The organism is Nocardioides secundeburneus (genome assembly GCF_039939255.1).
Lineage (GTDB): Bacteria > Actinomycetota > Actinomycetes > Propionibacteriales > Nocardioidaceae > Nocardioides.
In genome coordinates this window covers 98070-121489 of sequence record NZ_JBDUUE010000004.1, presented here as the reverse complement: position 1 = coordinate 121489, position 23420 = coordinate 98070, and the positions used below count along the sequence as shown (strand labels likewise).

25 protein-coding genes are annotated in these 23420 nt (G+C 75.0%); 12 read left to right on the top strand and 13 right to left on the bottom strand.

The window, feature by feature from the left end:
* Window positions 1-2: 2 nt before the first annotated feature.
* Genes ABFT23_RS11555 through ABFT23_RS11525 form a run of 7 tightly spaced genes read right to left on the bottom strand, consistent with a single transcriptional unit; the run spans window position 3 to window position 6995 of the window.
* Window positions 3-359: a sterol carrier family protein gene (locus ABFT23_RS11555; RefSeq protein WP_347895295.1), complete on the bottom strand. Its 357-nt coding sequence runs from the start codon at window positions 357-359 to the stop codon at window positions 3-5.
* A complete protein-coding gene (locus tag ABFT23_RS11550) occupies window positions 299-1219 on the bottom strand; it encodes an NAD-dependent epimerase/dehydratase family protein (protein ID WP_347895293.1) in 921 nt (306 codons plus the stop codon). Before ABFT23_RS11550 ends, ABFT23_RS11555 begins: the two co-directional genes overlap by 61 nt.
* Window positions 1216-2277, bottom strand: coding sequence for a hypothetical protein (locus tag ABFT23_RS11545; RefSeq protein WP_347895292.1), 1062 nt, complete (start codon window positions 2275-2277; stop codon window positions 1216-1218). Before ABFT23_RS11545 ends, ABFT23_RS11550 begins: the two co-directional genes overlap by 4 nt.
* Complete coding sequence (locus ABFT23_RS11540) at window positions 2274-3821, bottom strand: YhjD/YihY/BrkB family envelope integrity protein (protein WP_347895290.1); 1548 nt, start codon at window positions 3819-3821, stop codon at window positions 2274-2276. The genes ABFT23_RS11545 and ABFT23_RS11540 overlap by 4 nt, the downstream gene beginning before the upstream one ends.
* Window positions 3818-5248 carry a class I adenylate-forming enzyme family protein gene (locus tag ABFT23_RS11535; protein ID WP_347895288.1) on the bottom strand — a complete coding sequence of 477 codons (1431 nt, stop codon included), beginning with the start codon at window positions 5246-5248 and terminating at the stop codon, window positions 3818-3820. The genes ABFT23_RS11540 and ABFT23_RS11535 overlap by 4 nt, the downstream gene beginning before the upstream one ends.
* The gene (locus tag ABFT23_RS11530; RefSeq protein WP_347895286.1) at window positions 5245-5982 is read right to left on the bottom strand and encodes a glycosyltransferase family 2 protein; all 738 of its coding nucleotides are present in this window, start codon (window positions 5980-5982) and stop codon (window positions 5245-5247) included. The genes ABFT23_RS11535 and ABFT23_RS11530 overlap by 4 nt, the downstream gene beginning before the upstream one ends.
* On the bottom strand, window positions 5979-6995 hold the full coding sequence (locus ABFT23_RS11525; protein WP_347895284.1) for a 3-oxoacyl-ACP synthase III family protein: 1017 nt from the start codon (window positions 6993-6995) through the stop codon (window positions 5979-5981). Before ABFT23_RS11525 ends, ABFT23_RS11530 begins: the two co-directional genes overlap by 4 nt.
* Window positions 6996-7076: 81 nt before the next feature.
* Between ABFT23_RS11525 and ABFT23_RS11520 the strand changes: the two genes are divergently transcribed.
* Genes ABFT23_RS11520 through ABFT23_RS11510 form a run of 3 tightly spaced genes read left to right on the top strand, consistent with a single transcriptional unit; the run spans window position 7077 to window position 10180 of the window.
* Window positions 7077-7925: an SCO6745 family protein gene (locus tag ABFT23_RS11520; protein WP_347895282.1), complete on the top strand. Its 849-nt coding sequence runs from the start codon at window positions 7077-7079 to the stop codon at window positions 7923-7925.
* Between the two features lie 34 nt (window positions 7926-7959).
* On the top strand, window positions 7960-9324 hold the full coding sequence (locus ABFT23_RS11515) for an MFS transporter (RefSeq protein ID WP_347895280.1): 1365 nt from the start codon (window positions 7960-7962) through the stop codon (window positions 9322-9324).
* A 7-nt stretch (window positions 9325-9331) separates the two neighbouring features.
* Entirely contained in the window at window positions 9332-10180 is an 849-nt protein-coding gene (locus tag ABFT23_RS11510) for a DNA-formamidopyrimidine glycosylase family protein (protein WP_347895279.1), read from the top strand.
* A 70-nt stretch (window positions 10181-10250) separates the two neighbouring features.
* On the opposite strand, the gene ABFT23_RS11505 is transcribed toward ABFT23_RS11510, so the two are convergent.
* Entirely contained in the window at window positions 10251-11222 is a 972-nt protein-coding gene (locus ABFT23_RS11505) for a helix-turn-helix transcriptional regulator (RefSeq protein WP_347895278.1), read from the bottom strand.
* A gap of 63 nt (window positions 11223-11285) precedes the next feature.
* Between ABFT23_RS11505 and ABFT23_RS11500 the strand changes: the two genes are divergently transcribed.
* From ABFT23_RS11500 to ABFT23_RS11490, 3 genes are read left to right on the top strand one after another with little or no spacing between them, the layout of a single operon-like run.
* A complete protein-coding gene (locus tag ABFT23_RS11500; RefSeq protein WP_347895277.1) occupies window positions 11286-12305 on the top strand; it encodes an ABC transporter ATP-binding protein in 1020 nt (339 codons plus the stop codon).
* Entirely contained in the window at window positions 12302-13105 is an 804-nt protein-coding gene (locus ABFT23_RS11495; RefSeq protein ID WP_347895275.1) for an ABC transporter permease, read from the top strand. Before ABFT23_RS11500 ends, ABFT23_RS11495 begins: the two co-directional genes overlap by 4 nt.
* Window positions 13106-13140: 35 nt before the next feature.
* Window positions 13141-13836: a hypothetical protein gene (locus tag ABFT23_RS11490; protein ID WP_347895273.1), complete on the top strand. Its 696-nt coding sequence runs from the start codon at window positions 13141-13143 to the stop codon at window positions 13834-13836.
* Window positions 13837-13839: 3 nt separating this feature from the next.
* On the opposite strand, the gene ABFT23_RS11485 is transcribed toward ABFT23_RS11490, so the two are convergent.
* Window positions 13840-14661, bottom strand: a complete 822-nt coding sequence (locus ABFT23_RS11485; protein WP_347895272.1) for a uroporphyrinogen-III synthase — start codon at window positions 14659-14661, stop codon at window positions 13840-13842.
* A gap of 76 nt (window positions 14662-14737) precedes the next feature.
* On the opposite strand from ABFT23_RS11485, the gene ABFT23_RS11480 reads away from it, so the two are divergent.
* The gene (locus ABFT23_RS11480) at window positions 14738-15727 is read left to right on the top strand and encodes an NAD-dependent epimerase/dehydratase family protein (RefSeq protein WP_347895270.1); all 990 of its coding nucleotides are present in this window, start codon (window positions 14738-14740) and stop codon (window positions 15725-15727) included.
* A gap of 10 nt (window positions 15728-15737) precedes the next feature.
* Window positions 15738-16121, top strand: coding sequence for a hypothetical protein (locus ABFT23_RS11475; protein ID WP_347895268.1), 384 nt, complete (start codon window positions 15738-15740; stop codon window positions 16119-16121).
* Between the two features lie 19 nt (window positions 16122-16140).
* On the opposite strand, the gene ABFT23_RS11470 is transcribed toward ABFT23_RS11475, so the two are convergent.
* The 4 genes from ABFT23_RS11470 to pdhA form a co-directional block, all read right to left on the bottom strand.
* A complete protein-coding gene (locus tag ABFT23_RS11470; protein ID WP_347895266.1) occupies window positions 16141-17685 on the bottom strand; it encodes a serine/threonine-protein kinase in 1545 nt (514 codons plus the stop codon).
* Window positions 17686-17860: 175 nt separating this feature from the next.
* On the bottom strand, window positions 17861-19312 hold the full coding sequence (locus ABFT23_RS11465) for a dihydrolipoamide acetyltransferase family protein (RefSeq protein ID WP_347895265.1): 1452 nt from the start codon (window positions 19310-19312) through the stop codon (window positions 17861-17863).
* Complete coding sequence (locus ABFT23_RS11460) at window positions 19312-20247, bottom strand: alpha-ketoacid dehydrogenase subunit beta (protein WP_457623454.1); 936 nt, start codon at window positions 20245-20247, stop codon at window positions 19312-19314. Before ABFT23_RS11460 ends, ABFT23_RS11465 begins: the two co-directional genes overlap by 1 nt.
* Window positions 20248-20300: 53 nt before the next feature.
* Window positions 20301-21461, bottom strand: coding sequence for a pyruvate dehydrogenase (acetyl-transferring) E1 component subunit alpha (gene pdhA / locus ABFT23_RS11455; protein WP_347895261.1), 1161 nt, complete (start codon window positions 21459-21461; stop codon window positions 20301-20303).
* Between the two features lie 234 nt (window positions 21462-21695).
* Here pdhA and ABFT23_RS11450 point away from each other — a divergent pair, with 234 nt between their 5' ends.
* From ABFT23_RS11450 to ABFT23_RS11435, 4 genes are all read left to right on the top strand, one after another.
* On the top strand, window positions 21696-22163 hold the full coding sequence (locus tag ABFT23_RS11450) for an SRPBCC family protein (protein WP_347895259.1): 468 nt from the start codon (window positions 21696-21698) through the stop codon (window positions 22161-22163).
* A gap of 63 nt (window positions 22164-22226) precedes the next feature.
* The gene (locus ABFT23_RS11445; RefSeq protein WP_347895257.1) at window positions 22227-22379 is read left to right on the top strand and encodes a hypothetical protein; all 153 of its coding nucleotides are present in this window, start codon (window positions 22227-22229) and stop codon (window positions 22377-22379) included.
* Window positions 22376-22984, top strand: a complete 609-nt coding sequence (locus ABFT23_RS11440; protein ID WP_347895255.1) for a PRC-barrel domain-containing protein — start codon at window positions 22376-22378, stop codon at window positions 22982-22984. Before ABFT23_RS11445 ends, ABFT23_RS11440 begins: the two co-directional genes overlap by 4 nt.
* 1 nt (window position 22985) lies before the next feature.
* A complete protein-coding gene (locus ABFT23_RS11435) occupies window positions 22986-23417 on the top strand; it encodes a PRC-barrel domain-containing protein (RefSeq protein WP_347895253.1) in 432 nt (143 codons plus the stop codon).
* Window positions 23418-23420 lie beyond the last annotated feature (3 nt).

The window sequence follows — 23420 nt, the reverse complement described above, 5'->3', positions numbered from 1 at the left end:
GCTCAGAGCGGCAGGTAGGGGGTGAGGTCGGTGCGCTCGCCCGAGGCGATCACGGTGCCGTCGGTGATCGTGTCGACGTAGGCCAGCGCCCCGGTGGCGAGGGCGATGAACGTCTCGGCGTCGGTCTCGACGACGGCGGGCGGGGTGCCGCGGGTGTGCTTGACGCCGGGCACCACCTGCACGGCGGCGAACGGCGGCACGCGCACCTCGACGGAGTTGCCGGGCACCTTGGCCTCCAGCAGAGCCAGGTAGTGCTTGACCAGCAGCTTCAGGTCAGCGCGGTCGTGGGTGCGCGCGCTCAGCCGCTCGCGGGCCGCGGCGACGTCGGCGGCCGGAGCAGGACGGAGTCGGGCGGGCACGTCCCGAGGCTAGCCAGGTACGCCGGGAGCAGCGCGGCCGGCCGCCAGCCCGTCGCCCGGGCCCGGGTGGTGTCGAGGCAGAAGTCGTGCGCGAGCTGGTCGACGGCGTACGGCGTCAGCAGCGGCTCGCGGCCGGTGACGCCGGCGACCGTCGAGAGCACACGCGCCGCGCCCCGTGCGACGGGTACCGGCACGTGCGCGACCCGTGCGCCGGTGGCCGCGGCCACGAGCGCGTCACGAGCGACCGGCACGTCGTCGGCGAGGTTGTAGGCGCCCGGGTCCCACCCCAGGGCGGCGACGCACCCCGAGGCGAGGTTGTCGACGTGCACGAGCGAGAGCCGGACGTCGTCGCCCGGCAGCCGCACCCTCCCCCACCGGACGGCGGCCCGCAGCCGGGGCAGCAGGTGGGGGTCGCCCGGCCCGTAGACCGCCCGCGGGCGCAGGACGACGGCGCCGGCGTCGAGCGCGAGCCGGTCGCCGCGTGCCTTGGTGCGCCCGTAGGCGCTCAGGTGGCCCGACGTCGTCGGGTGGTCCTCGGTGACGAGGGCCCGCGACGGCCGCGGGTCGTAGACGCTCGACGAGCTCACCCAGACCACCCGGCGCCCGGCCGCAGCCGCCAGCAGCCGGCGGGCGCCGTCGACGTTGACGCGCTCGTAGTCGCCCGGGCCGTCGCCCACGGCGGCGGCGAGGTGCACGACGGCGTCGCAGCCTCGCAGGTCGGGGGTGTCGCGCGCGGCGTCCCAGCGCCGGTCGGCACCGGCGCGGCGCCCGAGCGTGACCACGTCGTGGCCGGCGTCGACCAGCAGCCGTGCGGCCGCGCCGCCGCAGAAGCCGGACGCGCCGGTGAGCGCGACCCTCATCGCGCGATCCTCAGCTCGCGCCAGGCCGGCAGGGCGGCGTGCCGGTCGGGCACCGCCCTGACCACCCGCGAGGGCTGCAGCGCCAACGCGCCGAGCACGTCGGCCAGCTGGGCGCGGGCGAGCGCGGCACCGGGGCAGGCGTGGGGGCCGGCCCCGAACACCAGCGCGCTCTGCGCCCGCGGGGCCGGGTCGTCGACCGACGGGTCGCGCCGGTGCGCCTCGACGGCGTGCCGGACGACGAGCACCAGCTGGTCGTCGGGCGAGACCGCCACGCCACCGACGACCGCCGGGCCGGCCGGCACGCGGGGCAGCAACGGCGTCGGCGCCAGCACGCGCAACAGCTCGTCGACGAGCACCGGGAGGAGGGTCTCGTCGCGGCACAGGTCCCACCAGCCCTCGTCGGCGACCCAGGCGACGGCGCGCGGCACGGCGGCGTAGGTGGTGGTGACGGCGGCCAGCGCGAGCATCTTGCCGAGCGGGTCGACGCGGCCGCCGAACGTCTCGGCGAGGTGGTCGCGGTAGGGCGGGCGTCGCCGGCCCGGCACCGACGGCAGCTCGGCGGCCGCCGCGGCGGACGCCGTCCGACGGGCGGCGCGGGCGAGGTCGGTGCTCTGCGACGGGGTGAGGCCGAGGTCGAGGAGCGCGTCGACCGTGCGGCCGGCGACGGCGTCGGCGACCTCGCACACGTCGACCTCGTGGCCGGCCCGCAGCAGGTCGACGGCGTCGTCGATCGGCGGGCGGTAGTGCCGCTTCAGCTCGAGCACGCCGCGGTGGTCGAGGCGCTCGGCGAGGCTGCGCCGCGAGGCACGGTGGGCCTCGCCCGACTCGTCGAACAGCGCCCCCTCGCCCTCGTGCTTGCGGATCGCCCCGCCGGTGGTGCGGGCGTCGGTGCGGTCGAGCGGCACCTTGGTGAGCACGTGGCGCGCCTCGTCGTAGCCGTTGACGACGACGCGGGAGCCCAGGCGGCGCACGGGTCTCGACGCGGTGCGCGACAGCAGCCGGAAGAGCACGGGGTGCGACGCGGTGTAGACCTGCCGGTCCCTGCGCCTGGCCTTCACCGGACGTGCACCTCCTCCGGCGTCTCGGGCACGTAGCGCCGGTCCCAGTACCAGAGCAGCGTGCGCCGCACGCCCCAGGCGCGCAGCCGCCGCAGCGAGCTCTCGACGACGACCTCCTCGGCGCGGGCGACGTGCGGCGTCACGCGTCGCGCCCGGTTGAGCAGCTCGACGTCCTCGGAGCCCTCCTCGAGCCGTTGCCGCTCGGCGCCGCCGGCGCGCTCGTAGACGTCGGCGGTGATCGCGAACGAGTGGCCGTGGGTGAGCACGTAGGGCGCGAGGTACTCGGGCCCGCGGTGCGCGCCGCGCAGGCGGCCGTAGACGGCGAGCAGACGCTGCACGTTCGGCAGGACGATGCGTTCGGCGAAGCTCGGTGACTCGTCGCGACGCGGGATGCTGGCGCCGGCGATCACCTCGGCGCCGCTCGCGAACCGGTGTCGGATGCGGCGCACCCAGTCGGGGTGCGGCAGCGCGTCGGCGTCGGTGCGGGCGATGAGCGCGGCCCCGTGGGCCGTGGCGAACCGGACGCCGGCGTCGAGGGCCCAGCCGACCCCTCGCTCGGGCTCGACGACGACGTGCACGGCGAACGGGGCGGTGGCAGCGAAGGCCTCGACGACGGCGACCGTGTCGTCGCGGGAGCCGTTGTCGGCGACGACGAGGGCGAACCCGACGTCGTCCTGGCGGGCGAGGGCGGCGAGGGTGGCCCCGATGCCGGCCGCCTCCTCGAACGCCGGGACGACGACCCACAGCGCGCGCTCGTCGGGCGGGGTCGGCCGCGACCACTCCTCGACGACCGAGGCGATCGACAGGGCCCGCAGGGCCGCACGCACCGAGAGCGCCACCCAGAGCGCGGTGGCGACCAGGGTCGCGACGACGCCGAAGACCTCGCTGCGCCCGGGCATCGTGGCGTCGAGGTAGGCGCCGCCGGCCGTGCCCAGCAGCAGGATCACGACGGTCGCGCCGACCGCGGCCCACGCCGTCCGCCGGGGCGAGGGACGGCGCCCGTCGGGCCACGGCAGCAGCCACATGGCACCACCGACCAGGCCCAGCAGGCACCCGGCGCCGAGCACCTCACCGACCAGGCGGCCCGGGGCGAGGGCCACGAGGACGACGGACAGCGTCGCGGCGAGGTAGGTCGCGCCGGCGAGCCACACGTCGCGCAGGTTGTCGGTCACCACGTTGCCGGAGCCGTTGTCCTGGCCGCAGACCGCGCGGAAGGCGGTGCGCAGCGCGCGGATCGAGCGGACCGAGAGCCAGAGCACGATCGCGACGGACACCCAGGTGAGGCGGCGGTCGACGTCGGCGCTCGCCGCCTCGACCACCAGCGCCACCTCGTGCGGCAGCACCCGCTCGGCCGCGGTCCAGACGCCGTCCGCCACCGTCGACGGGCTGGCCCCGGCCCAGCCGAGCACCCCGCCGACCAGGATCAGCACCGGCACCAGGCCGACCAGGAGCGAGTAGGTGGCCGAGCCGGCCAGGGCGTCGCCGTTGGCCCGGGTGTAGCGCCGGTGCGAGGCCATCAGCAGCTCGCGCCAGCGCCGGGTCATGTGAGCATCCTCGCGGCTGCGGCCCGGTCGGGCTTGCGCGACCGGCCGCTGGTCGGCACGGGCGCGAACACCACCTCGTCGGGCGCGGCGGGGCCCATCGCGGCGAGCGGCGCGCGCAGCCGACGTCGGACGTCGTGCGCGGCGGCACCCGGCTCGGTCTCGACGACGAGCACGAGCCGCTCGTCGAGGTCGTCGCCGGGGACGCCGACCAGCACCGCCAGCGCCACGCCGGGCACCTGCAGCGAGGGCTCGTGGAGTCCGGGATAGATGTTCTCGGCACCGCGCAGCACCATGTCCTTGAGTCGTCCGTGCAGCACGACCCGCCGCCCGGAGACGGTGCCGCGGTCGCCGGTGGCCACCTCGGCGAGCGGCGGGCCGCCCAGGTAGCGCGCGGCCGTGCCGGCGCCGGCGACGAGCACCTGGCCGTCGGCGTCGGTGCGGGCGGTCATGCCCGGCACCAGGTCGCCCACCAGGTCACCGGCCGGGCCGCCGTCGCCACCGTGGGCCGCCTTGGTGCGGGCCTCGACCGCCGCGACCGGGAACGCCTCGGTGAGGGCGTAGACGCCCCACGCCTCCTCGGCTCCCGCGTCGCGGAGCCGGGTGAGCAGCCGCGCCGAGACGGGGGCCGAGCCGGCGAACACCCGTCCGGTGAGCCGCGTGCCGTCGTCGAGGAGGTCGCGGGCCTGGGGCGGCGTGACGTAGGTGAGCTGGGGGCGCAGCGCCTCGACCTCGCGACGGCGGGCCCGGGTCGCGACCGGGGCCCCCGCGAGCAGGGCGGGGGCCATCGCGAAGAAGGTGCCGGCGACGACGGGTCGCCCGCCCCGGACCTCGGTCAGCCCGGTGACCGCGCCCAGCCCGGCGGAGATCGACGCCGTCGTGTGGACGACGGCCCGCGGGTCGCCCGTGGTGCCGGAGGTGAAGACGACCAGTGCCTCTGCAGCTTCATCGGACGAGCGGTCCGGCGAAGACCGTGACGGCAGACGTCGCGGGAGCACGAGCACCGGGGCGATGGCGTCGAGCGGGGCGAGACGCAGGCCCGCTCGACGGGCGAGCGGCGCGGCCCAGCCGGCCGCGGCGCGCACGACCGGGTCGGCCACGACGAGCCGCGCGGCGGCGGCGTGCAGCCGGGCGGTGAGCAGGTCGGCCGGCACGGCCGGGTCGACCAGGGCCACCCGCAGGCGCAGCCGCAGGCACGCCAGGACGACGGCCAGCGCCGCCGGCCCGGGGCGGACGGCGAGCGCGACCGTGTCGCCGGCGTCGAGGCCGCGAGCGTGCAGCAGGCCGGCGACGGCCAGCGCGCGGTCGGCGAGCTCACCGCGGGTGACGCAGGTGGTCCTGGTCCGTCGCACCGAGACGAACGCGGCGTCGTCCGGGGTCGCGAGCAGGGCGGGGAGCAGGTCGTCGATCACGGTCGTCGCGGCCGTCATCGCGGGTCGGGGGTCAGGCGTCCGGGACCGCGGTCGAGGTACCACCGCGCCGCCCCGACGACGCCGTAGGCGTCGATGCGCCGCATCGAGTTCTCGGAGACCATCGTGCGGCGCTGCTGGACGCGTGTGGTGCACCGGCGCACACGGTTGAGGAACGTGCGGTCGGTCGGCGAGGGCATGCGGGGCATGCCGCCGCAGCGCTCGTAGAGCTCGGCCGTGATGGCCATGTTGTTGCCGGCGTGCATCTGGTACGGCACCAGGTAGTCGTCGCCCCGGTTGGCCGCCCGGTAGCGGCCGAAGGCCGCCGCGCCGACGACCATGCCCCGGAAGGCGGCCCGGGCGAGCAGGCCGTTCTCGTCCTTCCGCGCGACGAGGTGTCCGCACACGAGCTCGGCGCCGTCGGCGAACCCGGCCTTCACCTCGGCGACCCAGTCGGCGCGGGGCAGGCAGTCGGCGTCGGTGCGGGCGAGGTGGGTCGCCCCGCCGCGGATCGCCGTCCGGAAGCCGGTGTCGACGGCGCAGCCGACCCCCTTCTCCGGCTCGTCGAGCACGTGGACGACGAGCGGCACCGTGCGGGCGAACTCGCGTGCGACGGCCGTGGTGCGGTCGGTGGAGCCGTTGTCGACGACGACGAGCGTGAAGTCCTGGTCGGTCTGCGCGGCGAGGGCGGCCAGCGTCTGCGGTAGCCCGGCCTCCTCGTCGTAGGCGGGGACGACGACCCACAGGTCCGTCACGACTTCTCCCACAGCGTCGCCATCACCGAGACGCCGCCGCCCAGGCCGAGGAACAGCGCGCGGTCGCCGGAGCGCAGCGAGTCCCAGCGCCGGCTCAGCTGCAGCGGCAGCGTGGCCGAGGCGACGTTGCCGTGCGTGGCGACGGTGACGTCGAGCAGCTCACGGGGCGCACCGGTGACCTCGCAGAAGCGCTCGACGTAGGGCGCGGTCACCTGGTGCACGAACACGGCGGCGAGGTCGCCCCACTCGAGCCCGGCGTGGGCCATCGTGGAGTCGACGATGGCGGGGCCGATCTTCTCGAAGACCCGCTTGAGCTCGCGGCCGGCGCCGGTGAAGTAGGTCTTGTCGAGGTCGCGCGGCCAGCGGGTGCCGCCACCGAAGATGCCGCCGACCTCCCAGTGCTCGCTGTGGGTCTCGCTCTCGGTGCGCCCGAACCCGCCGGTCTCGACCGGCTCGAGGACGACGGCCGCCCCGGCGTCGCCGAACGTGTAGCCGGCGAAGTGGTGCGCGGCGTCGGCGACGTCCTTCACCTGCCAGCGGGTCGAGAGCGACGGCGCCTCCCCGGTGACGACGAGCGCGGTGCGGGCGCGGCCGACCTCGATCATCGCCCGGGCCAGGTCGAGGCCGTTGACGAAGGAGTTGCAGGCGTTGGTGACGTCGAGGCAGTGGGCGCGCGAGCCCAGCGCGTGGTTGACGACGTGGGCGGTGGCCGGCTCGACGAAGTCGGCGCTGGCACTGGCGAAGACCAGCAGGTCGACCTCCTCGGCGTCGCGGCCGGCCCGCTCGAGCGCGCGGCGTCCGGCCTCGATCGCGAGCGACGAGGCCCACTGCTCCCCCTCGACGACGACGTGCCGCTCCCGGATGCCGGTGAGGTTCTCGAGCAGGCGGGCCGGCAGGGCGAAGCCGGAGGCGGCCTCGATGCGGGCCTGCACCTCCGCGGTGGTGAGCACCGTGGGCGGCAGCGCGTGGGCGGCGGCGGTGATGCCGACGCGGGGCAACGTGGTCGGGGCCATGCGGCGAGGCTAGGCGGGGCGGGCCGCGTGCGGGTGAGTATCCCTACGCATCCTGTCCCCGCCGGCGTGTAGACAGGGACGGTGGACGCCACCGTCGCCGGCCGCACGGCCCGCACCCTCGAGACCCTGCACGCGCTCTGCTACTTCGCCCCCGAGGTCGACGCCGAGCTCGTCGAGCTGGGCGTGCGCACGGGCCGCACCACCTACTTCGCCTCGCGCGCCGCTCCTCTGGGCGCGGTCACGCCCGGCGTCGTGGCCGCCACGTTCTTCGTCTTCAACCCGTCTCTCGTCGCCAAGCTCCTGCCGCCCGCGTGGGCGGCGGCCTCGCCCGACGACGTCGTCGCCGCCCGCCTCCGCGGCGTCGACACGGCCTACCGACGCCTTCTCGGCGACGACGCGCTCGCCGCTCCCGAGATCGCCGAGGCCGCCGGGCTCGCCCGCACCGCCGTCGAGGGCGCCGACCCCGCCGGACGCCCGCTCTTCGCCGCCCACGCCGACCTCGACTGGCCCGACGTCCCCCACCTGGCGCTGTGGCACGGGCTGACCCTGCTGCGCGAGTTCCGCGGCGACGGGCACATCGCGGCCCTGCACGCCCACGGTCTGTCGGGCATCGAGGCGCTGGTCACCCACACCGCCACCGGCCGCGGCTTCACGCAGCCGGCCGCCCAGGCCACGCGTGCGTGGTCCGACGAGCAGTGGGCCGCCGCCGTGGCCGGCCTCGCCGAGCGCGAGCTCATGACCGCCGACGGCACCCTCACCGCCGCCGGGCACGACCAGCGCGCATCGGTCGAGCAGATGACCGACGACCTCGCGGCCGCCCCCTGGTCGAGGCTCGGCGACGACGGCGCCGCCCGGCTCAAGGCGATCGGCAAGCCCCTGGTGATCAAGGCCATCGCGGCCGGGGCGTTCCCCGAGGGGGTGTTCGCTTGACCTCGAGTCGACTCGAGCTCCTAGCGTCGTCCGGGTGACCACGACAGCCCAGCGCGCCACCACGCCCCTGCTCGACCCGCGCTACCGCTGGTCGACGATCGGCATGGTCGGACTGGTCTTCCTCGCCGCGTTCGAGTCGCTGGCGGTCACCACCGCGATGCCCACGGTGAGCGACGAGCTCGACGGCCGCTCGCTCTATGCCGTCGCGTTCTCCGGCACGCTCGCGGCCGGGGTCGTGAGCATGGTCGCGGCCGGCATCTGGGCCGACCGGCGCGGACCCGGCCGACCCCTCGTCGGCGTCGTCGGGCTGTTCGCGCTCGGCCTGTTGGTCGCCGGGCTGGCGCCGTCGATGGAGGTGCTCGTCGCCGGCCGGTTGCTGCAGGGGCTCGGCGCCGGTGGCCTCGTGGTCTGCCTCTACCTGCTCGTGAGCGCGGTCTACGACGACGCCGACCGGCCGCGCATCCTCGGCGCGTTCGCCGCCGCGTGGGTCGTGCCGTCGATGATCGGGCCCGCGCTCGCCGGCCTCACCACCGAGACCGTCGGGTGGCGCTGGGTGTTCCTGGGCGTCGTCGTGCTCTGCGTGCCGGGGCTGCTCGCCGTGCTGCCTGCGGTGCGGGCCGCCGAGTCGACCAGGCTCGACGACGCCACGCCGGCCGGCGACCCGCGCCGCCGGCTCGCGTGGGCGGGCCTCGCCGCCGTGGCCGTGCTCGCCCTCGACCTCGCCGGCCGGGCCGACGGCGTCCTCGCGGTCGTGACCGCGGTGGCCGCGCTCGCCGTCGTGGCGCTCGCCGTCCGGCCACTCGTGCCGCCCGGGTTCCTCGTCGGACGGCGCGGCCTGCCGGCGATCATCGCCGTGAGGGGCGCCGGTTCGGCGGCGTTCCTCGGCAGCGAGATCTACCTGCCCTACCTGCTGCAGGAGCGCTACGACGCCTCCGCCACCGTCGCGGGCCTCACCCTCACGACGGCCGCGCTCGGGTGGGCGTCGGCCTCGCAGGTGCAGGGCCGGCTCGGCGACCGGCTCGGCGACCGGCAGGCTCTGCGCATCGGCTCCCCGCTCGTGGCCGCCGGCCTGCTCGCCACGCTCGCCGTCGCCGCGCTCGGCCTGCCCGGCTGGCTGCTGCCCCTTACCTGGGCGGTCGCCGGCGTCGGCATGGGCCTGCAGACGCCCCGGGTCGGCGTCCTGGTGCTCGGCGAGTCGCCCGACGACGAGCGCGCGGCGAACACCTCGGCCATGGCACTCGGCGACTCGGTCGGCGCGGCGGTGGCGATCGCCGTGGGCGGGCTCGCGTTCTCCGCGGCCGGCGCGGCGCCCGAGCTGGCGCCGTTCGTGGCGGCGCTCTCGGTCACCTCGGCCATCGCCCTCCTGGGTGTCTGGTTGTCGCGTCGCACCCGGGCATGATCGAGGGGTGCCGGAGGGGGACAGCGTCTTCAAGCTCGCGCGGCGCCTCGACCGCTCGCTGCTCGGGCACGAGGTGGTGCGCTCCGAGCTGCGCATGCCGCGACTGGCGACCCGAGACCTCGCCGGGCGCCGCATCGTCGAGCACGCGACGTGGGGCAAGCACCTGCTGACCCGGTTCTCCGGTCTCGACGGCGACCCGGTCACCCTGCACAGCCACCTGCGCATGGACGGCGAGTGGTCGGTCACCGGGCCCGGCAAGGTGCTGCCGCGCCGGCTCGCCCACGACGTCCGGCTGGTGCTCGCGCTCGAGACCGGCTCGACGGCGTGGGGGCTGCGGCTGCACGACCTCGACCTCGCGGCGACGTCCGACGAGGGGCGCTGGGTCGGTCACCTCGGCCCCGACCCGCTGCGCGACGACTGGGACGCCGCCGTCGCCGTCGACCGGTTGCGGGGCGCCGGCTCGACGCCGCTGGTCTCGGCGCTGCTCGACCAGACCCTCGTCGCCGGCCTCGGCAACCTGTGGGCCAACGAGCTGGCCTTCCTGTCGGGGGTCAGCCCCTGGACGCCGGTCGCCGACGTCGACGTCGAGCGGCTGGTCGCGCGCGCGGCGACCGCGCTGCGGCACTCGGCGACCGTGCGCGGTGCCTACCAGGTGACCACCGGGTCGTCGCGCCGCGGCGAGGACCACTGGGTCGCCGGTCGCGCCCGTCGTCCGTGCCTGCGGTGCGGCACCGAGGTGCGGGTCGTCGCCGAGCTGCCGAACGACCCGGCGCACCGGCGCACCTGGTGGTGCCCCTCGTGCCAGCCCGGCCCCGGACCCGAGGTCCGGGTGCCGTCGTCGCGGTACCCGTCCTGACCGCCCCGGCGGGATAGTCCCTGGCAAGAATCACGGGTGACGGTCGCCCGGACGTGATCCCTGCCAGGGACTACCGCGGCGTGGCGGCCGAGGAGAAGAGCTCGGCGGTGCGGGCGCACTCGGCGCGGAGGTCGTCGGGCGAGTCGACGACGAACGGGGCGCCGACCTGGGCGAGCACCATGACCGGCCAGCGGAGGTCGTCGACGGCCATCTCGAGGCGGCAGGTGGCGTCGTCGATCGCGACGACGTCGCCGTAGCTGCCGACCGCCCAGGCGACCGCCGCCGCCGGCGCCGAGACCTGCACCCGGACGTCGTAGCGGTGCGGGATGCGGCGGAAGCCCGCCTGCACGTAGGCCACCGCGTCGCCGCCGGGCAGCTCGCGCGGGCGGAACCGGGTCCCGGACGTCGCCGGCGCGGCGATGCGGTCGACGCGGAAGGAGCGCCAGTCGAGGCGGTCGCGGTCGTAGGCGACGAGGTACCACCGGCGCCCGAGGGAGACCAGGCGGTGCGGCTCGACGCGCCGGCGCGTGACCTCGCCGCCGGAGGCGCCACCGCGCGCGGCGTAGTCGAAGGCGAGGGGCTCGTCGTCGCGGCAGGCCTGGGCGAGCGTGGTGAGCAGCGTGGCGTCGACGGTGGGGCCGCCGCGCCACGGGCCCGGGGTGTCGGTCTGCGACTGCAGCGCGTCCATGCGCCGGCGCAGCCGCGGTGGCATCAGGCCGACCACCTTGGTCAGCGCCTGCACCGAGGTCTCCTCGAGGCCGCCGACCGAGCCGGCGGCCGCCGTCCGGAGTCCGACGGCGATCGCGACCGCCTCGTCGTCCTCGAGCAGCAGCGGCGGCAGCTGGCCGCCGGCGCGCAGCTGGTAGCCGCCGGCGACGCCGCGGGTCGCGTCGACGGCGTAGCCGAGGTCGCGCAGGCGCTCGATGTCGCGGCGCAGCGTGCGTCCGCTGACCTCGAGCCGCGTGGCCAGCTCGTCGCCGGGCCAGTAGCGGTGGGTCTGCAGCAGCGAGAGCAGCGAGAGCATCCGGGCGCTGGTGGACATGTCGTCCAGGCTAGATCCGATTGAGGCCAGAACCTGACCTAAGCCGTGTCTAGCGTCGTCCCCATGACCCAGACACCCGTCATCAGGACCCAGGGACTGACCAAGACGTTCACGCGTCACAAGGCCGAGGTGCACGCCGTCCGCGGCCTCGACCTCACCGTCGCCGACGGCGAGCTCGTCGCCTTCCTCGGCCCCAACGGCGCCGGCAAGTCGACCACGCTGCGGATGCTCACCACGCTCGTCGAGCCGACGTCGGGCACCGCCGAGGTCGCCGGCTTCGACGTCGTGCGCGAGCAGCGCGCGGTGCGCCGCTCGATCGGCTACGTCGGCCAGGGCAACGCCGCCGGCCACCAGCAGCGCGGTCGCGACGAGGTCGTCGGCCAGGCCCGCGCGCACGGCCTGTCCCGGACGGCGGCCCACGCCCGCGCCGACGAGCTGCTGGACGCCTTCGACCTCACCGAGCACGCCGGCCGGCCGGTCTCGACGCTGTCGGGCGGTCAGCGACGCCGCCTCGACGTCGCCATCGGGCTCGTGCACAGCCCCCGGCTGATGTTCCTCGACGAGCCGTCGACGGGCCTCGACCCGCAGAACCGGGTCAACCTGCAGGAGCAGGTGCAGCGCCTCAACCGCGAGCTGGGCACCACGATCGTGCTCACCACGCACTACCTCGAGGAGGCCGACGCGATCGCCGACCGGGTGGTCGTGATCGACCACGGCGTCGTCATCGCCGACGACAGCTCCACCCGGCTCAAGTCCGGCCTGGGCGACCTGGTCTCCCTCGGCTTCGCGACCCCGGACGACGCCGCCCGGGCGGCCGAGCGGGCGCGGCGCCTCGACGGCGCGTCGGTCGAGGTGGACGGCGCGGACCTGACCGTGCGCGTCGCCCACGGTCGTGACCTCGTCCCCGGCCTGGTCACCGACCTGGCCGCCGCGGGCACGCCCGCCGTCCGCCTCGAGGTCGTCGGCGCGACGCTCGACGACGTCTTCCTGCACCTCACCGGCCGCAGCCTGCGCGAGTCGAACGAGACCGCCGCCGCCACCACCACGACCGGGACCGCCACGACCGAAGGAGCCGCAGCATGACCACCCTGACGATCGACCGGACCACGACCACCAGCCACCCGGACGCCGTCCGCGAGCCCGGGTTCGTGGCCGACACCTGGAACGTGATGACCCGCGAGCTCCGGCCGATGCTGCGCGAGCCGGCGTCGCTGCTCTTCGCGATGGTGCAGCCGCTGGTGTTCCTCGCGCTGTTCGCGCCGTTGCTGCCGGAGGTGCCGGGCGGGAGCGCGCTGCAGTGGTTCGTGCCGGGCATCATCGCGATGACGGCGCTCATGGGCGCCTCGATGACCGGCTCGAACCTGACGCTCGAGATCAACACCGGCTCGCACGAGCGGCTGCTCGTCTCGCCGCTGCGGCGCTCGTCGCTGCTCGTCGGCCGCGCACTCAAGGAGGCCGTGCCGATGCTCGCGCAGGCGGCGCTGATCGTCGCGGTCGTGACGCCGTTCTCGTTCGAGCTGCACCTCGGCGGCGTGCTCGTCGGGCTCGCCGTGCTGTCGCTGTTCTCCGTCGGCATCGGGGCGCTGTCGTTCGCGCTCGCCATCGTCTCGGCCGGTCAGGACTGGATCTTCTGGACCGTGCAGCAGACCCTCATCTTCCCGCTGCTGCTCCTCGCCGGCGTCCTGCTCCCGCTCGACGGCGCCCCGGGCTGGCTCCGCTTCCTCGCCGACCTCAACCCGCTCGGCTACATCATCGAGGCCGAGCGCGCGCTGTTCGCGGGCTCGTGGCCCACCGGGACGGTGCTGCGGGGCGTGGCCGCGGCCGCGGCCGTCGCCGCGATCGGCCTCGTCGTCGGGCTCCGCGCGATGCGGCGCTCGAGCTGACCCACCGACCACGCGTCAACCACTAGGTTGACCTCGTGCCCGACCTCGACCGTCTCGACGCCCTGCTGGTGCGTCAGACGGTCGAGGTGCTCGAGGACCGCATCACCGCCCGTTTCCCCGGACGCGGCGTCTCGCGATTGGCGACCCGGCTCACCGAGCTGGTCGACGACGTCGCCGGCACCGCGCCCGGCATCAACGCGCGACGCCGTGCGACCCGGGTCCTGTCGCGGGCCGCGGCCGCGCTCATCCTGGTGGCGACCGCGGTCGCCGTCGTGCTCGGCCTGCGCGACAGCACCCAGGGCGACGTCGAGTGGCTGCCGCTCATCGAGACGACCATCAACGACCTCGTCTTCGCCGCGATCGCGTTGTTCTTCCTCTACTCGCTGCCCGAGCGGCTGCAACGCGGCCGCTCGCTCGCGCTGCTGCACCGGCTCCGCTCGCTCGCCCACGTCGTCGACATGCATCAGCTGACGAAGGACCCCGAGCGGTTCCGAGTCGACTTCGTCGCGACCCCCCGCACCCTCGACCCGCGGCTCACACCGCGGGAGATGGAGCACTACCTCGGGTACTGCTCCGAGATGCTCAGCCTGGTCGGCAAGACGGCGGCCCTGGTCGCGGAGGAGTCGCGCGACGACGTCGTGCTGGACGCCGTCGCCGGCATCGAGACGCTGACGACGAGCCTGAGCCGCAAGATCTGGCAGAAGATCTCGCTCCTGGCCCGCATCCCGTAGGCCCTAGCGTCGCGCGACCAGCTCGGCCTCGACGCACTTGACCATGGCGGCCAACCGCGACCGGTCGGGGAAGACCGTCGGCACCTCCCACGGCTCGAACGCCGCGGCGGTGACCGGGCCGACGCTGACCGCGACCGTGCCGCTGCCGAACGCGCCGACGACGGCGTCGTCCAGACCCTCGGCCTCGGCGAGCCCCATCAGCGCCCGGACGGCGGGCGGCGAGGTGAACGTGACGGCGTGCAGGCGCCCCTCGACGAGCTCGCGCACCAGGTCGCGCAGCGGGCCGGCGTCGTCGACGTCCTCGACCCGGTAGACGGTCACCACGACGACGTCGGCGCCTCGCTCGCGCAAGACCGCCGCGGTCTCGTCGAGCGACTGGCCGAACTCCTGCAGGACGACGCGGCGTCCGGCCAGGTCGCGGCCGTCGAGGTGCTCGACCATCTCGGCGAGCTCCTCCGACGGCGCCACCCAGTCCTCGCGCAGGCCGCGCTGGCGCAGGGCGCCGACGGTCTTCGGCCCGCGCGCGATCGTCTCGGCGCCGGCGAGGTGGGCGACGAGGTCGTCGAGGGTGCCGTCGGCCTCGGTCGCGTGGAACCAGGTGCGCATGCCGATGCCGGTGGTGCCCAGGAGCAGGTCGACCGGCTTCGCCAGCACCTCGGCGGTCATCGCCCCGAGCGCCTCGGCGTCGACGCGGTAGGGGTCGGTCGACAACGCCGGCGCCCACACCACCTCGGCGCCGCGGCGCTCGAGCAGCGCCTGCTGCTCGGCGGCCTTGCGGGCGGCGGTGATGCCCACCCGGAGGCCGGCGAGCGGGAGGTCGGGCACCCCCCGAGCCTAGTGAGCGCTCCGCCCACAGCAGACCACCCTTGCCGGCCGGGCGTGGGCCCACGACGGTGGAGCCATGCGACTCCTCGTGCTCGGCGGCACCCGGTTCCTGTCCCGCGCGGTCGCGGCCGAGGCGGTGGCGCGCGGTCACGACGTCGTCTGCGCGTGCCGGGGCGAGTCCGGCGAGGTCCCGGACGGCGCCCGGCTGGTCCGGTGGGACCGCGCGGCCGCCCGGTCCGCGCCGCCTGTCGGCCCCGACGGCACCGGCACGCCGGACGCCGTCGTCGACGTCGCCCGGCACCCGTCGTGGGTGCGGGCCGCGGTGGCAGCCCACCCCGACGCGCACTGGGTGTTCGTCTCGACGGTGAACGTCTACCCCGACTCCCCCGTCGGCGGGCAGACCGCGGCGACCGCCGCAGTGCGCGCGTCCGTGCACACCGACGAGGACCTGTCGTCGGCGGAGACCTACGGCGCGATGAAGGTCGGCTGCGAGGAGGCGGTGACGGCGGGTGCGTCGTCGTCGACCATCGTGCGGCCGGGCCTCGTGGTCGGGCCCGACGACCCGACCGGGCGCTTCGGCTACTGGCCCGAGCGGCTCGCCGAGGGAGGACCGACGCTCGCCGGCGGCGACCCGGCCGACGTCGTCCAGGTGATCGACGTGCGCGACCTCGCCTCCTGGCTCGTCGACGCGGCCGAGCGAGGCACGCCTGGCACCTACGACGCCGTCGGGCCCCCGACCGCGATCGGCGACCTGCTCGCCCAGGTCGCGCACGGCGTCGACGCGACCCCGCAGCTCGTCTGGGTCCCGAGCGCCTTCCTGGCCGAGCACGGCGTCGAGCCGTGGGCGGGCGACGCCGGCCTGCCGCTGTGGCTGCCCCGCCCCGAGCACGACGGCATGATGCACCGCGACGCGACCGCGTCGTACGAGGCCGGGCTCGTGCCACGTCCGGTCGCCGAGACCGCCCGCGACACCCTCGCGTGGCTGCGCACCGATCCCGACGCCGTCCGCACCGGACTCTCGCGCGAGCACGAGCGGAGGGTGTTGGCGGCGTGGCAGCCGCGTTAACGTGCTCCTCGTGCAGCGTGTCCCGCACCAGAACGTCGCGACGGTGCTCGTCGCGCCCGCGGTGCTGCGCGAGCTCGAGCTCGACCTGATGCCCCTCGACCTCTGGGTCTGGCCGGTCGCCACCGCACCCATCTGCGCCGACGGGCCGCGCCAGGCGTTCCAGCTGCGCCGCCGCATGGTCGAGTCCCGCCGCGGCGCCTGGGACCTCGCCCGCGACTGGACGCCGGTCTGGATCGCCTTCGGCGACAGCTGGTACGTCGGCGCCGAGCCGCTGCCCTGGGCCGCCCACGCCGCCCTGTGGTCCAAGCTCGCCGAGCACGCCGACCACGTCCGCTACCGCAAGGCCCTCGGCGGCGTCCCCAAGCTCGCGCTCCCGCTCGACCCCACCGGCTGAGGGGCCGTGCGCGGCAGGGTCAGGACGACGGCGTCTCGATCAGCGAGCCGATGCACTCGAACGTCACGGTCAGCATCGGCGAGACCAGCTCGGCGGCGTCCTCGGGGTTGCCGGCCGCCTGGTTGACCTCGAGGTCGTCGGTCAGCACGCCGATCTCGACGAGCTTGTCGACGCCGACCTCGCGGACGATGCCGCGGGCGATGCAGTCGGCCGACGCGGGGTCGGTGGTCGGGTCGTCGGCGACGATGTCGTCGCGCAGCGCCTGGGCGGCCTGCTCCTCGCGGTCGCCGGTCTCGCCGCCGCCCGTGCCGGAGTCGGTCGGTCCGGCCGTCTCGCTGCTGCCGCCACCGCCGCCACCACCACCGCCGTTGTCGTCGCCGCCGGAGATGAGCACCGCGGCGAGCACGGCGCCACCGGCGAGCAGCAGCACGAGCACCACGGCCACGACCCAGCCGGCCTTGCCGGCGCCGCTGCCGCCACCGCTGCCGGACGACGAGGGTGTGGGCGTCGGGTGGTAGCCGCCGGGCGGCGTCGACGAGAACGACGGCGGGGGCGGCGACGGCGTCTGGAACGCGGGCGCCGCGGGCGCCTGCGAGACCGGGGACGGCGTCGGGGTGGGCGTCGGGGTCGGGGTGGGCAGCGGCGCGAACGACCACGGCTGCGCCGGCACGGGCGTCGTGGCGGCACCGTCGGCCGGCCGCGCGGGCGTGGGGTCGTCGGGCAGCCGGACGACGTTCTTCAGGTCGTCGCGCATGGCGGCGGCGCTGCGGTAGCGCTCGGCGGGGTTCTTCGCCATGGCCGTGCGCAGCACCCGGTTGATCTCCGCGGCGAGCGGACCGGTGAGGGCCAGCTGCGGGATCGGCTTCTCGACGTGGGCCATCACGACCTGGTAGTCGGTGCTGCCGACGTAGGGCGCCTTGCCGCTGAGCGTGGCCCACAGCAGGCAGCCGAGCGAGTAGATGTCGGAGGCCGGCCCGGCCTCGCCGCCGAGGTGCAGCTCGGGCGCCATGTAGGACGGCGTGCCCACCGTGCCGCCGGCCTGCGTGAGCTGCGAGGCGCCGACCTGCCGCGCGATGCCGAAGTCGCCGAGGTAGGCGTGCAGCTGGCCCTCGCGGTTGCGCAGCAGCACGTTGGCCGGCTTGATGTCGCGGTGGATGAGCCCGGCGTTGTGGGCGTCGGAGAGGCCGTCGGCGACCTGCGAGATCAGATTGACCGCGATGCGGGCCGGCGGACGGCCGTGCTTGTGCAGCATCTGCCCGAGGTCGCCGTCGGGGATCAGCTGCGAGGCGATGTAGAGCCGCCCGTCGGCCTCACCGAACGAGTAGACCTGGACGACGTGCGGCGAGTCGAGCGAGGCCTGCGCCTGCGCCTCGCGGGTGAACCGGGCCCGGAAGTCGGCGTCCTCGCCGATGTGGGGCGTGATGATCTTGAGCGCGACCTGCCGGTTGAGGTGGGTGTCGAGAGCCTGGAAGACGATGCCCATGCCGCCGACGCCGAGGCGGTTGCCGATGCGGAACGGGCCCAGCTCCGCCCCGGGACCCGGGTTGCCGCTCTCCTCGCTCATCGACACGGGAGCCTATCTACCCCGCACCGCGCCCGGGCATGCCCCGATCGGGCGATGGCGTCGTCGCGGTCTCGAGGCTCGCTCCGCTCGCACCTCGACCACCGAGTCCGACGATGGTCGAGGTGCGAGGAGCCCTGGCGACGAGCCTCGAGACCCGCCCGACCCGCAGCCGCGCTCAGAACAGCAACGCAGACGCGGGGTCCTCCAGGATGCCGGCGACGTCGGCGAGGAACCGCGAGCCCAGCTCACCGTCGATGTGGCGGTGGTCGAACGACAGCGCCAGCGTGGTGACGTGCCGGGCCACGATGTCGTCGCCCACGACCCACGGCTGCTTGCGGATCGTCCCGAAGCACAAGATCGCGGACTCGCCCGGGTTGATGATCGGCGTGCCGGCGTCGACGCCAAAGACGCCCACGTTGGTGATCGTGAAGGTGCCCCCGGCCATCTCGGCGGGCTGGGTGCGGCCCTCGCGAGCCGTCGTCGTGAGCGCCCCGAGCGCCTCGGCGAGCTCGACGAGCGAGAGCCGGTCGGCGTCCTTGACGTTGGGGACGACGAGACCCCGCGGGGTCGCGGCCGCGATGCCGAGGTTGACGTAGTGCTTGTAGACGACCTCCTGCGCGGCGTCGTCCCAGAAGGAGTTGATCTCGGGCGCACGGCGCATGGCGAGCAGCACCGCCTTGGAGAGCACCAGCAACGGGCTGACCTTGACCTCGCGCAGCTCGCGGCGCTGCTTCAGGCGCTCGACCAGCTCGACGGTGGCGGTGACGTCGACGGTGACCCACTCGGTGACGTGCGGCGCGGTGAACGCCGAGCCGACCATCGCGCCGGCCATCATCTTGCGCACGCCCTTGACCGGCTCGCGGGTCTCACGGGCGCCGGTGGTCTGCGACGGGGTCTCGAGGCTCGCGTCGCTCGCACCTCGACCGCCGTCGGCCGCGGCCGCCTCGACGTCGGCGCGGGTGACGGTGCCGCCGGGGCCCGAGGCCGCACAGGTCGACAGGTCGACGCCGAGGTCCTTGGCGAGCTTGCGCACCGGCGGCTTGGCCAGCGCCCGCACGGCCGCCGGGGTCGCGACGGGCTCGGCCATCGGCGTCACCGGGGCGTCGTGCTCGACGGCGTCGTGCTCGACGGCGTCGACGAGCTGCTGCACCTGCTCGTGCTGGTGGGTCGCGTTCTGGTTGAACACGTCGTGGACGTCGGCCCGCGCGGTGTGCACGCCGGCGGCGTCGGCGATGGGACGACGCGCGCGACGCGTGGCGCCACGCTCGGCCTTGGTGCGCCCGACGAGCGACTCGCCCTCGCCACCGCCGCTGGCGGCGGGGTTGGACAGGTCGATCGTCATCTCGGCCGGCTGGACGTCGGGCGGGGTCGGGTCCTGCGCGACCGCCTCGACCGGAGCCCCGATCGCGATGATCGGCGTGCCGACCTCGACCGTGTCGCCCTCGGAGACGAGCAGCGCGGTGACCTCGCCGGCGTAGGGCGAGGGCAGCTCGACCAGCGACTTGGCCGTCTCGATCTCGACGACGACGTCGTTGATCGCGACGACGTCGCCGACCTTGACCTTCCAGGCGACGATCTCGGCCTCGGTGAGGCCCTCGCCGACGTCGGGCAGCAGGTACTCGGGCATCAGATCTCCATCGATCGGTCGACGGCGTCGAGCACGCGGTCGAGGTCGGGGAGGAACTCCTCCTCGATGCGCGAGGCCGGGTAGGGCGTGTCGAACCCGCCGACGCGCAGCACCGGCGCCTCGAGGGAGTAGAAGCACTCCTCGGTGATGCGGGCCGCGAGCTCGGCGCCCATGCCGAGGTTGACGTGCGCCTCGTGGACGACGACGGCGCGCCCCGTGCGCCGCACGGAGTCGAGCACCGGACCCATGTCGAGCGGCGAGAGGGTGCGCAGGTCGATGACCTCGAGCGAGCGGCCCTCGCCGGCGGCGGCCTCGGCGGCCTTGAGCGCGGTCTTCACCGTGGGCCCGTAGGCCAGCAGCGTGACGTCGGTGCCGGGCCGGACGACGCGCGAGGCGAACAGCGGCGGGGCGTCGTCGAGCGTGCTGGCGTCGTCGAGCTCGGCCTTGTCGGCGTGGTACTGCCGCTTGGGCTCGAGGAAGATCACCGGGTCGTCGCAGGCGATGGCCTGCTGGATCATCCAGTGCCCGTCGACCGGGTTGGAGCACGCGACGACCTTGAGGCCGGGCGTGTGCGCGAACTGGGCCTCGGGCGACTCGCTGTGGTGCTCGACGGCGCCGATGCCGCCGCCGAAGGGGATGCGGATGACCATCGGCATCTTGACCCGGCCCTTCGACCGGTAGTGGATCTTGGCGACCTGGCACACGATCTGGTCGTAGGCGGGGTAGACGAAGCCGTCGAACTGGATCTCGACCACGGGGCGGTAGCCGCGCATCGCCATGCCGACCGCCGTGCCGACGATGCCGGACTCGGCGAGCGGGGAGTCGATGACGCGGTCCTCGCCGAAGTCCTTCTGCAGGCCGTCGGTGATGCGGAAGACGCCGCCGAGCTTGCCGACGTCCTCGCCCATGAGGAGCACCTTCGGGTCGGCCTCCATGGCCTTGCGCAGGCCGAGGTTGAGGCCCTTGGCCAGGGTGATCTTCTGCGTGCTCACGCGTGGCTCCCCTCGAACGAGGCGTGGTAGGCCGCGAAGCCCTCGCGCTGCACGCGCAGCTCCTCGGTCTCGCCGGCGTAGACGTGCTCGAACATGGCGCCGGGCAGCGGGTCGGGCAGGGCCTTGCAGCCCTCGCGCAGCACGTGGCCGAGCTCGTCGGCCTCGGCGGCGATGTCGGCGAGGAACGCGTCGTCGACCAGGCCGTTGCGGCGCAGGTAGACCTCGACGCGGGCGATCGGGTCCTTGAGCTTCCAGCTCTCGACGTCGTCGGAGAGGCGGTAGCGCGTGGGGTCGTCGGTCGTGGTGTGCGCGCCCATGCGGTAGGTGTAGGCCTCGACGAAGGTCGGGCCCTGCCCGTCGCGGGCCCGCTGCAGCGCGGCCTGGGTGACGGCGTAGGTGGCCAGCACGTCGTTGCCGTCGACGCGGACGCCGGGGAAGCCGAAGCCCAGTGCCCGCTGGTAGAGCGGGATGCGGGACTGGCGCTCGATGGGCTCGGAGATCGCCCACTGGTTGTTCTGGCAGAAGAACACGACCGGCGCGTTGTAGGACGCGGCGAAGATGAACGCCTCGTTGACGTCGCCCTGGCTGCTGGCGCCGTCGCCGAAGTGGGCGACGACGGCGGCGTCGCGCTCGGGGTCGCCGGTGCCGACGACGCCGTCGCGCTGCATGCCCATGGCGTAGCCGGTGGCGTGGAGGGTCTGGGCGCCGATGACGATCGTGTAGAGCGCGAAGTTGAACTCGGCGGGGTCCCAGTCGCCGTGGTCGACGCCGCGGAACAGGCCGAGCTGCTTGAGCGGGTCGAGGCCGCGGCAGTAGGCGACGCCGTGCTCGCGGTAGGTCGGGAACACGAAGTCCTGCGGGCGCAGCGCACGGCCGCAGCCGATCTGTGCGGCCTCCTGGCCGAGCAGCTGGGCCCAGATGCCGAGCTCGCCGTGGCGCTGCAGGGCGGTGGCCTCGACGTCGATGCGCCGCACGAGCACCATGTCGCGGTAGAAGCCGCGCAGCTGCTCGGCGGAGAAGTCCAGGTCGAACTCCGGGTGGTGCACCCGCTCGCCCTCGGGCGTGAGCAGCTGCACGAGCTCGGGACCGCCGTCGCTCTGGTGAGGACCGAAGACCTCCACCAGGTCAGGGCCGAAAGCCGGATCGGGTTGGGTCATGATGCTCCTTCGTCTCGCCCGGCTGCGGGGTCTCCGCTCCGGGTGCCTCGGGCCGACGCGCCATGGTCTCCGCAGGGGTGGCGCGGTTGTGACCCGGGACACATCGGGATGACGTCAACCTACCGCCGCGCCGGTCGCCTCCGCCAAATCCGCTGGGGCGCCCGACCACTGCGACCACCCGGGTCGCACCCGGGGTGTGGAGGGCCGGCGCCGCCGGACCCTACGCTGCCCGGCATGGCCGACAAGACCGCGAAGAACCGCTCCGCGACCACCACGATCGAAGCACCGGCGTCCGCGGTGTTCGCGATCCTCGCCGACCCCCGCCAGCACGCCCGGATCGACGGCTCCGGCACGGTCAAGGCCCTCGTCGACGGCCCCGACCGGCTCGAGCTGGGCTCCGAGTTCGGCGTGGACATGAAGAAGGGCGCCGCCTACAAGATGAAGAACAAGGTGGTCGAGTTCGAGACCGACCGCCTCATCGCCTGGCGCCACGTCGGCCTGCACCGCTGGCGCTACGAGCTCACCCCCACCAACAACGGCGGCACCCGCGTCACCGAGACGTGGGACCTGTCGCGCTACCCGCTCCCGGCCCGGCTCGCGCTGTCCGCGACGTTCGGCAAGGGCACCCAGCAGGCCATCGAGGCCACGCTGGTCAAGCTGAAGGACGCCGCCGAGGCCGACGCCGGGCCCGCCGCCGGCTGACGCACTCACCCCGCCGGGCGCCCTGGGCGCCCTAGGCTGGGGCCAGGAGACAGGAGGTCCGCCGTGGACTGGTGGGTGTGGCTCGTGCTGGTGCTCGTCGTGGTGGTCGTCGTGGTCGGCGGCCTCGCCGCCCTGCAGGCCCGGCGACGACGCGGTGGCGTGATCGTCGGCGGTACCGGACGACGCGTCCGGGGCGGACGAGGCGGCCCGTCGTGACCCGCCTGATGCGCACCTCGGAGATCTCCGGCCTGCCGGTCGTCACGCTCGCGGGCGACGACGTCGCGCAGGTCAAGGACGTCGTCTTCGCCGGCGACGGCGGCGCCGTGGTCGGCTTCACGCTGGCCGGACGCGGTCTCCTGGCCGGGCCGCTCAAGACGGCCCTGGCGTGGACCTCCGTCGTCGGCCTCGGACCCGACGCGGTGATGGTCGAGGGCGAGGAGTCCCTGCGACCGGCCGAGGAGGTGCGCGCCGCGGCCGAGACCACCGCCGGCAGCACGCGCGGCGGCAACGTCCTGGGCGACCAGGTGCTCACCGACGGCGGCACCGACCTCGGCAAGGTCGTCGACGTCGTCGTCCAGCTCGACGGCTCCGAGGTGTGCGACGTCGTGGGCTACGAGATCGAGGCCTCCGAGTCGCTGGCCGCACGGGCCTCCAACGCCGCCAAGGGCACCCGGCTGTTCGTGCCCCTGCCCGACACGCTCGCCGTCTCCGGCGAGCACCTCATGGTCCCGGCGAGCGCCGAGTCGTTCGTCGCGGGCGACCTGGCCGGCTTCGGCGCCGCCGTCCTGGAGTTCCGTGCGCAGCTCGAGAAGGGAGCCTGACGTGCAGTGGTCGCAGCTCAAGGGCCGCAAGGTCGTCAGCACCTCGACCGCCGACCGGGTCGGCAAGGTCGACGGCTTCCTCCTCGACCCGCAGACGCGCTCGGTGGTCGGCCTGCACCTGAAGAAGACCGAGTCGGGCAGCGTCGTGGCCTGGAACGACCTCGCGGCGGTGGGCAGCGACGCCGTCACCGTGGCCGACGCCTCCGTCGTGGTCGAGCCCGACGAGGCGCAGTCGGCCCTCGGCGGCAAGCGCGGTGCCGTGCTGAAGAAGCTGGTGCTCGACGACGCCGGCCGCGCACTGGGCAAGGTCACCGACGTCGACCTCGACCCCGAGACCGGCGCGGTGCGTGAGCTCGTCCTCGACGGCGCCACGGTGCCCGGCGAGCGCCTCCTCGGCGTCGGCTCCTACGCCGTCGTCGTGCGCGCCGACTGACCC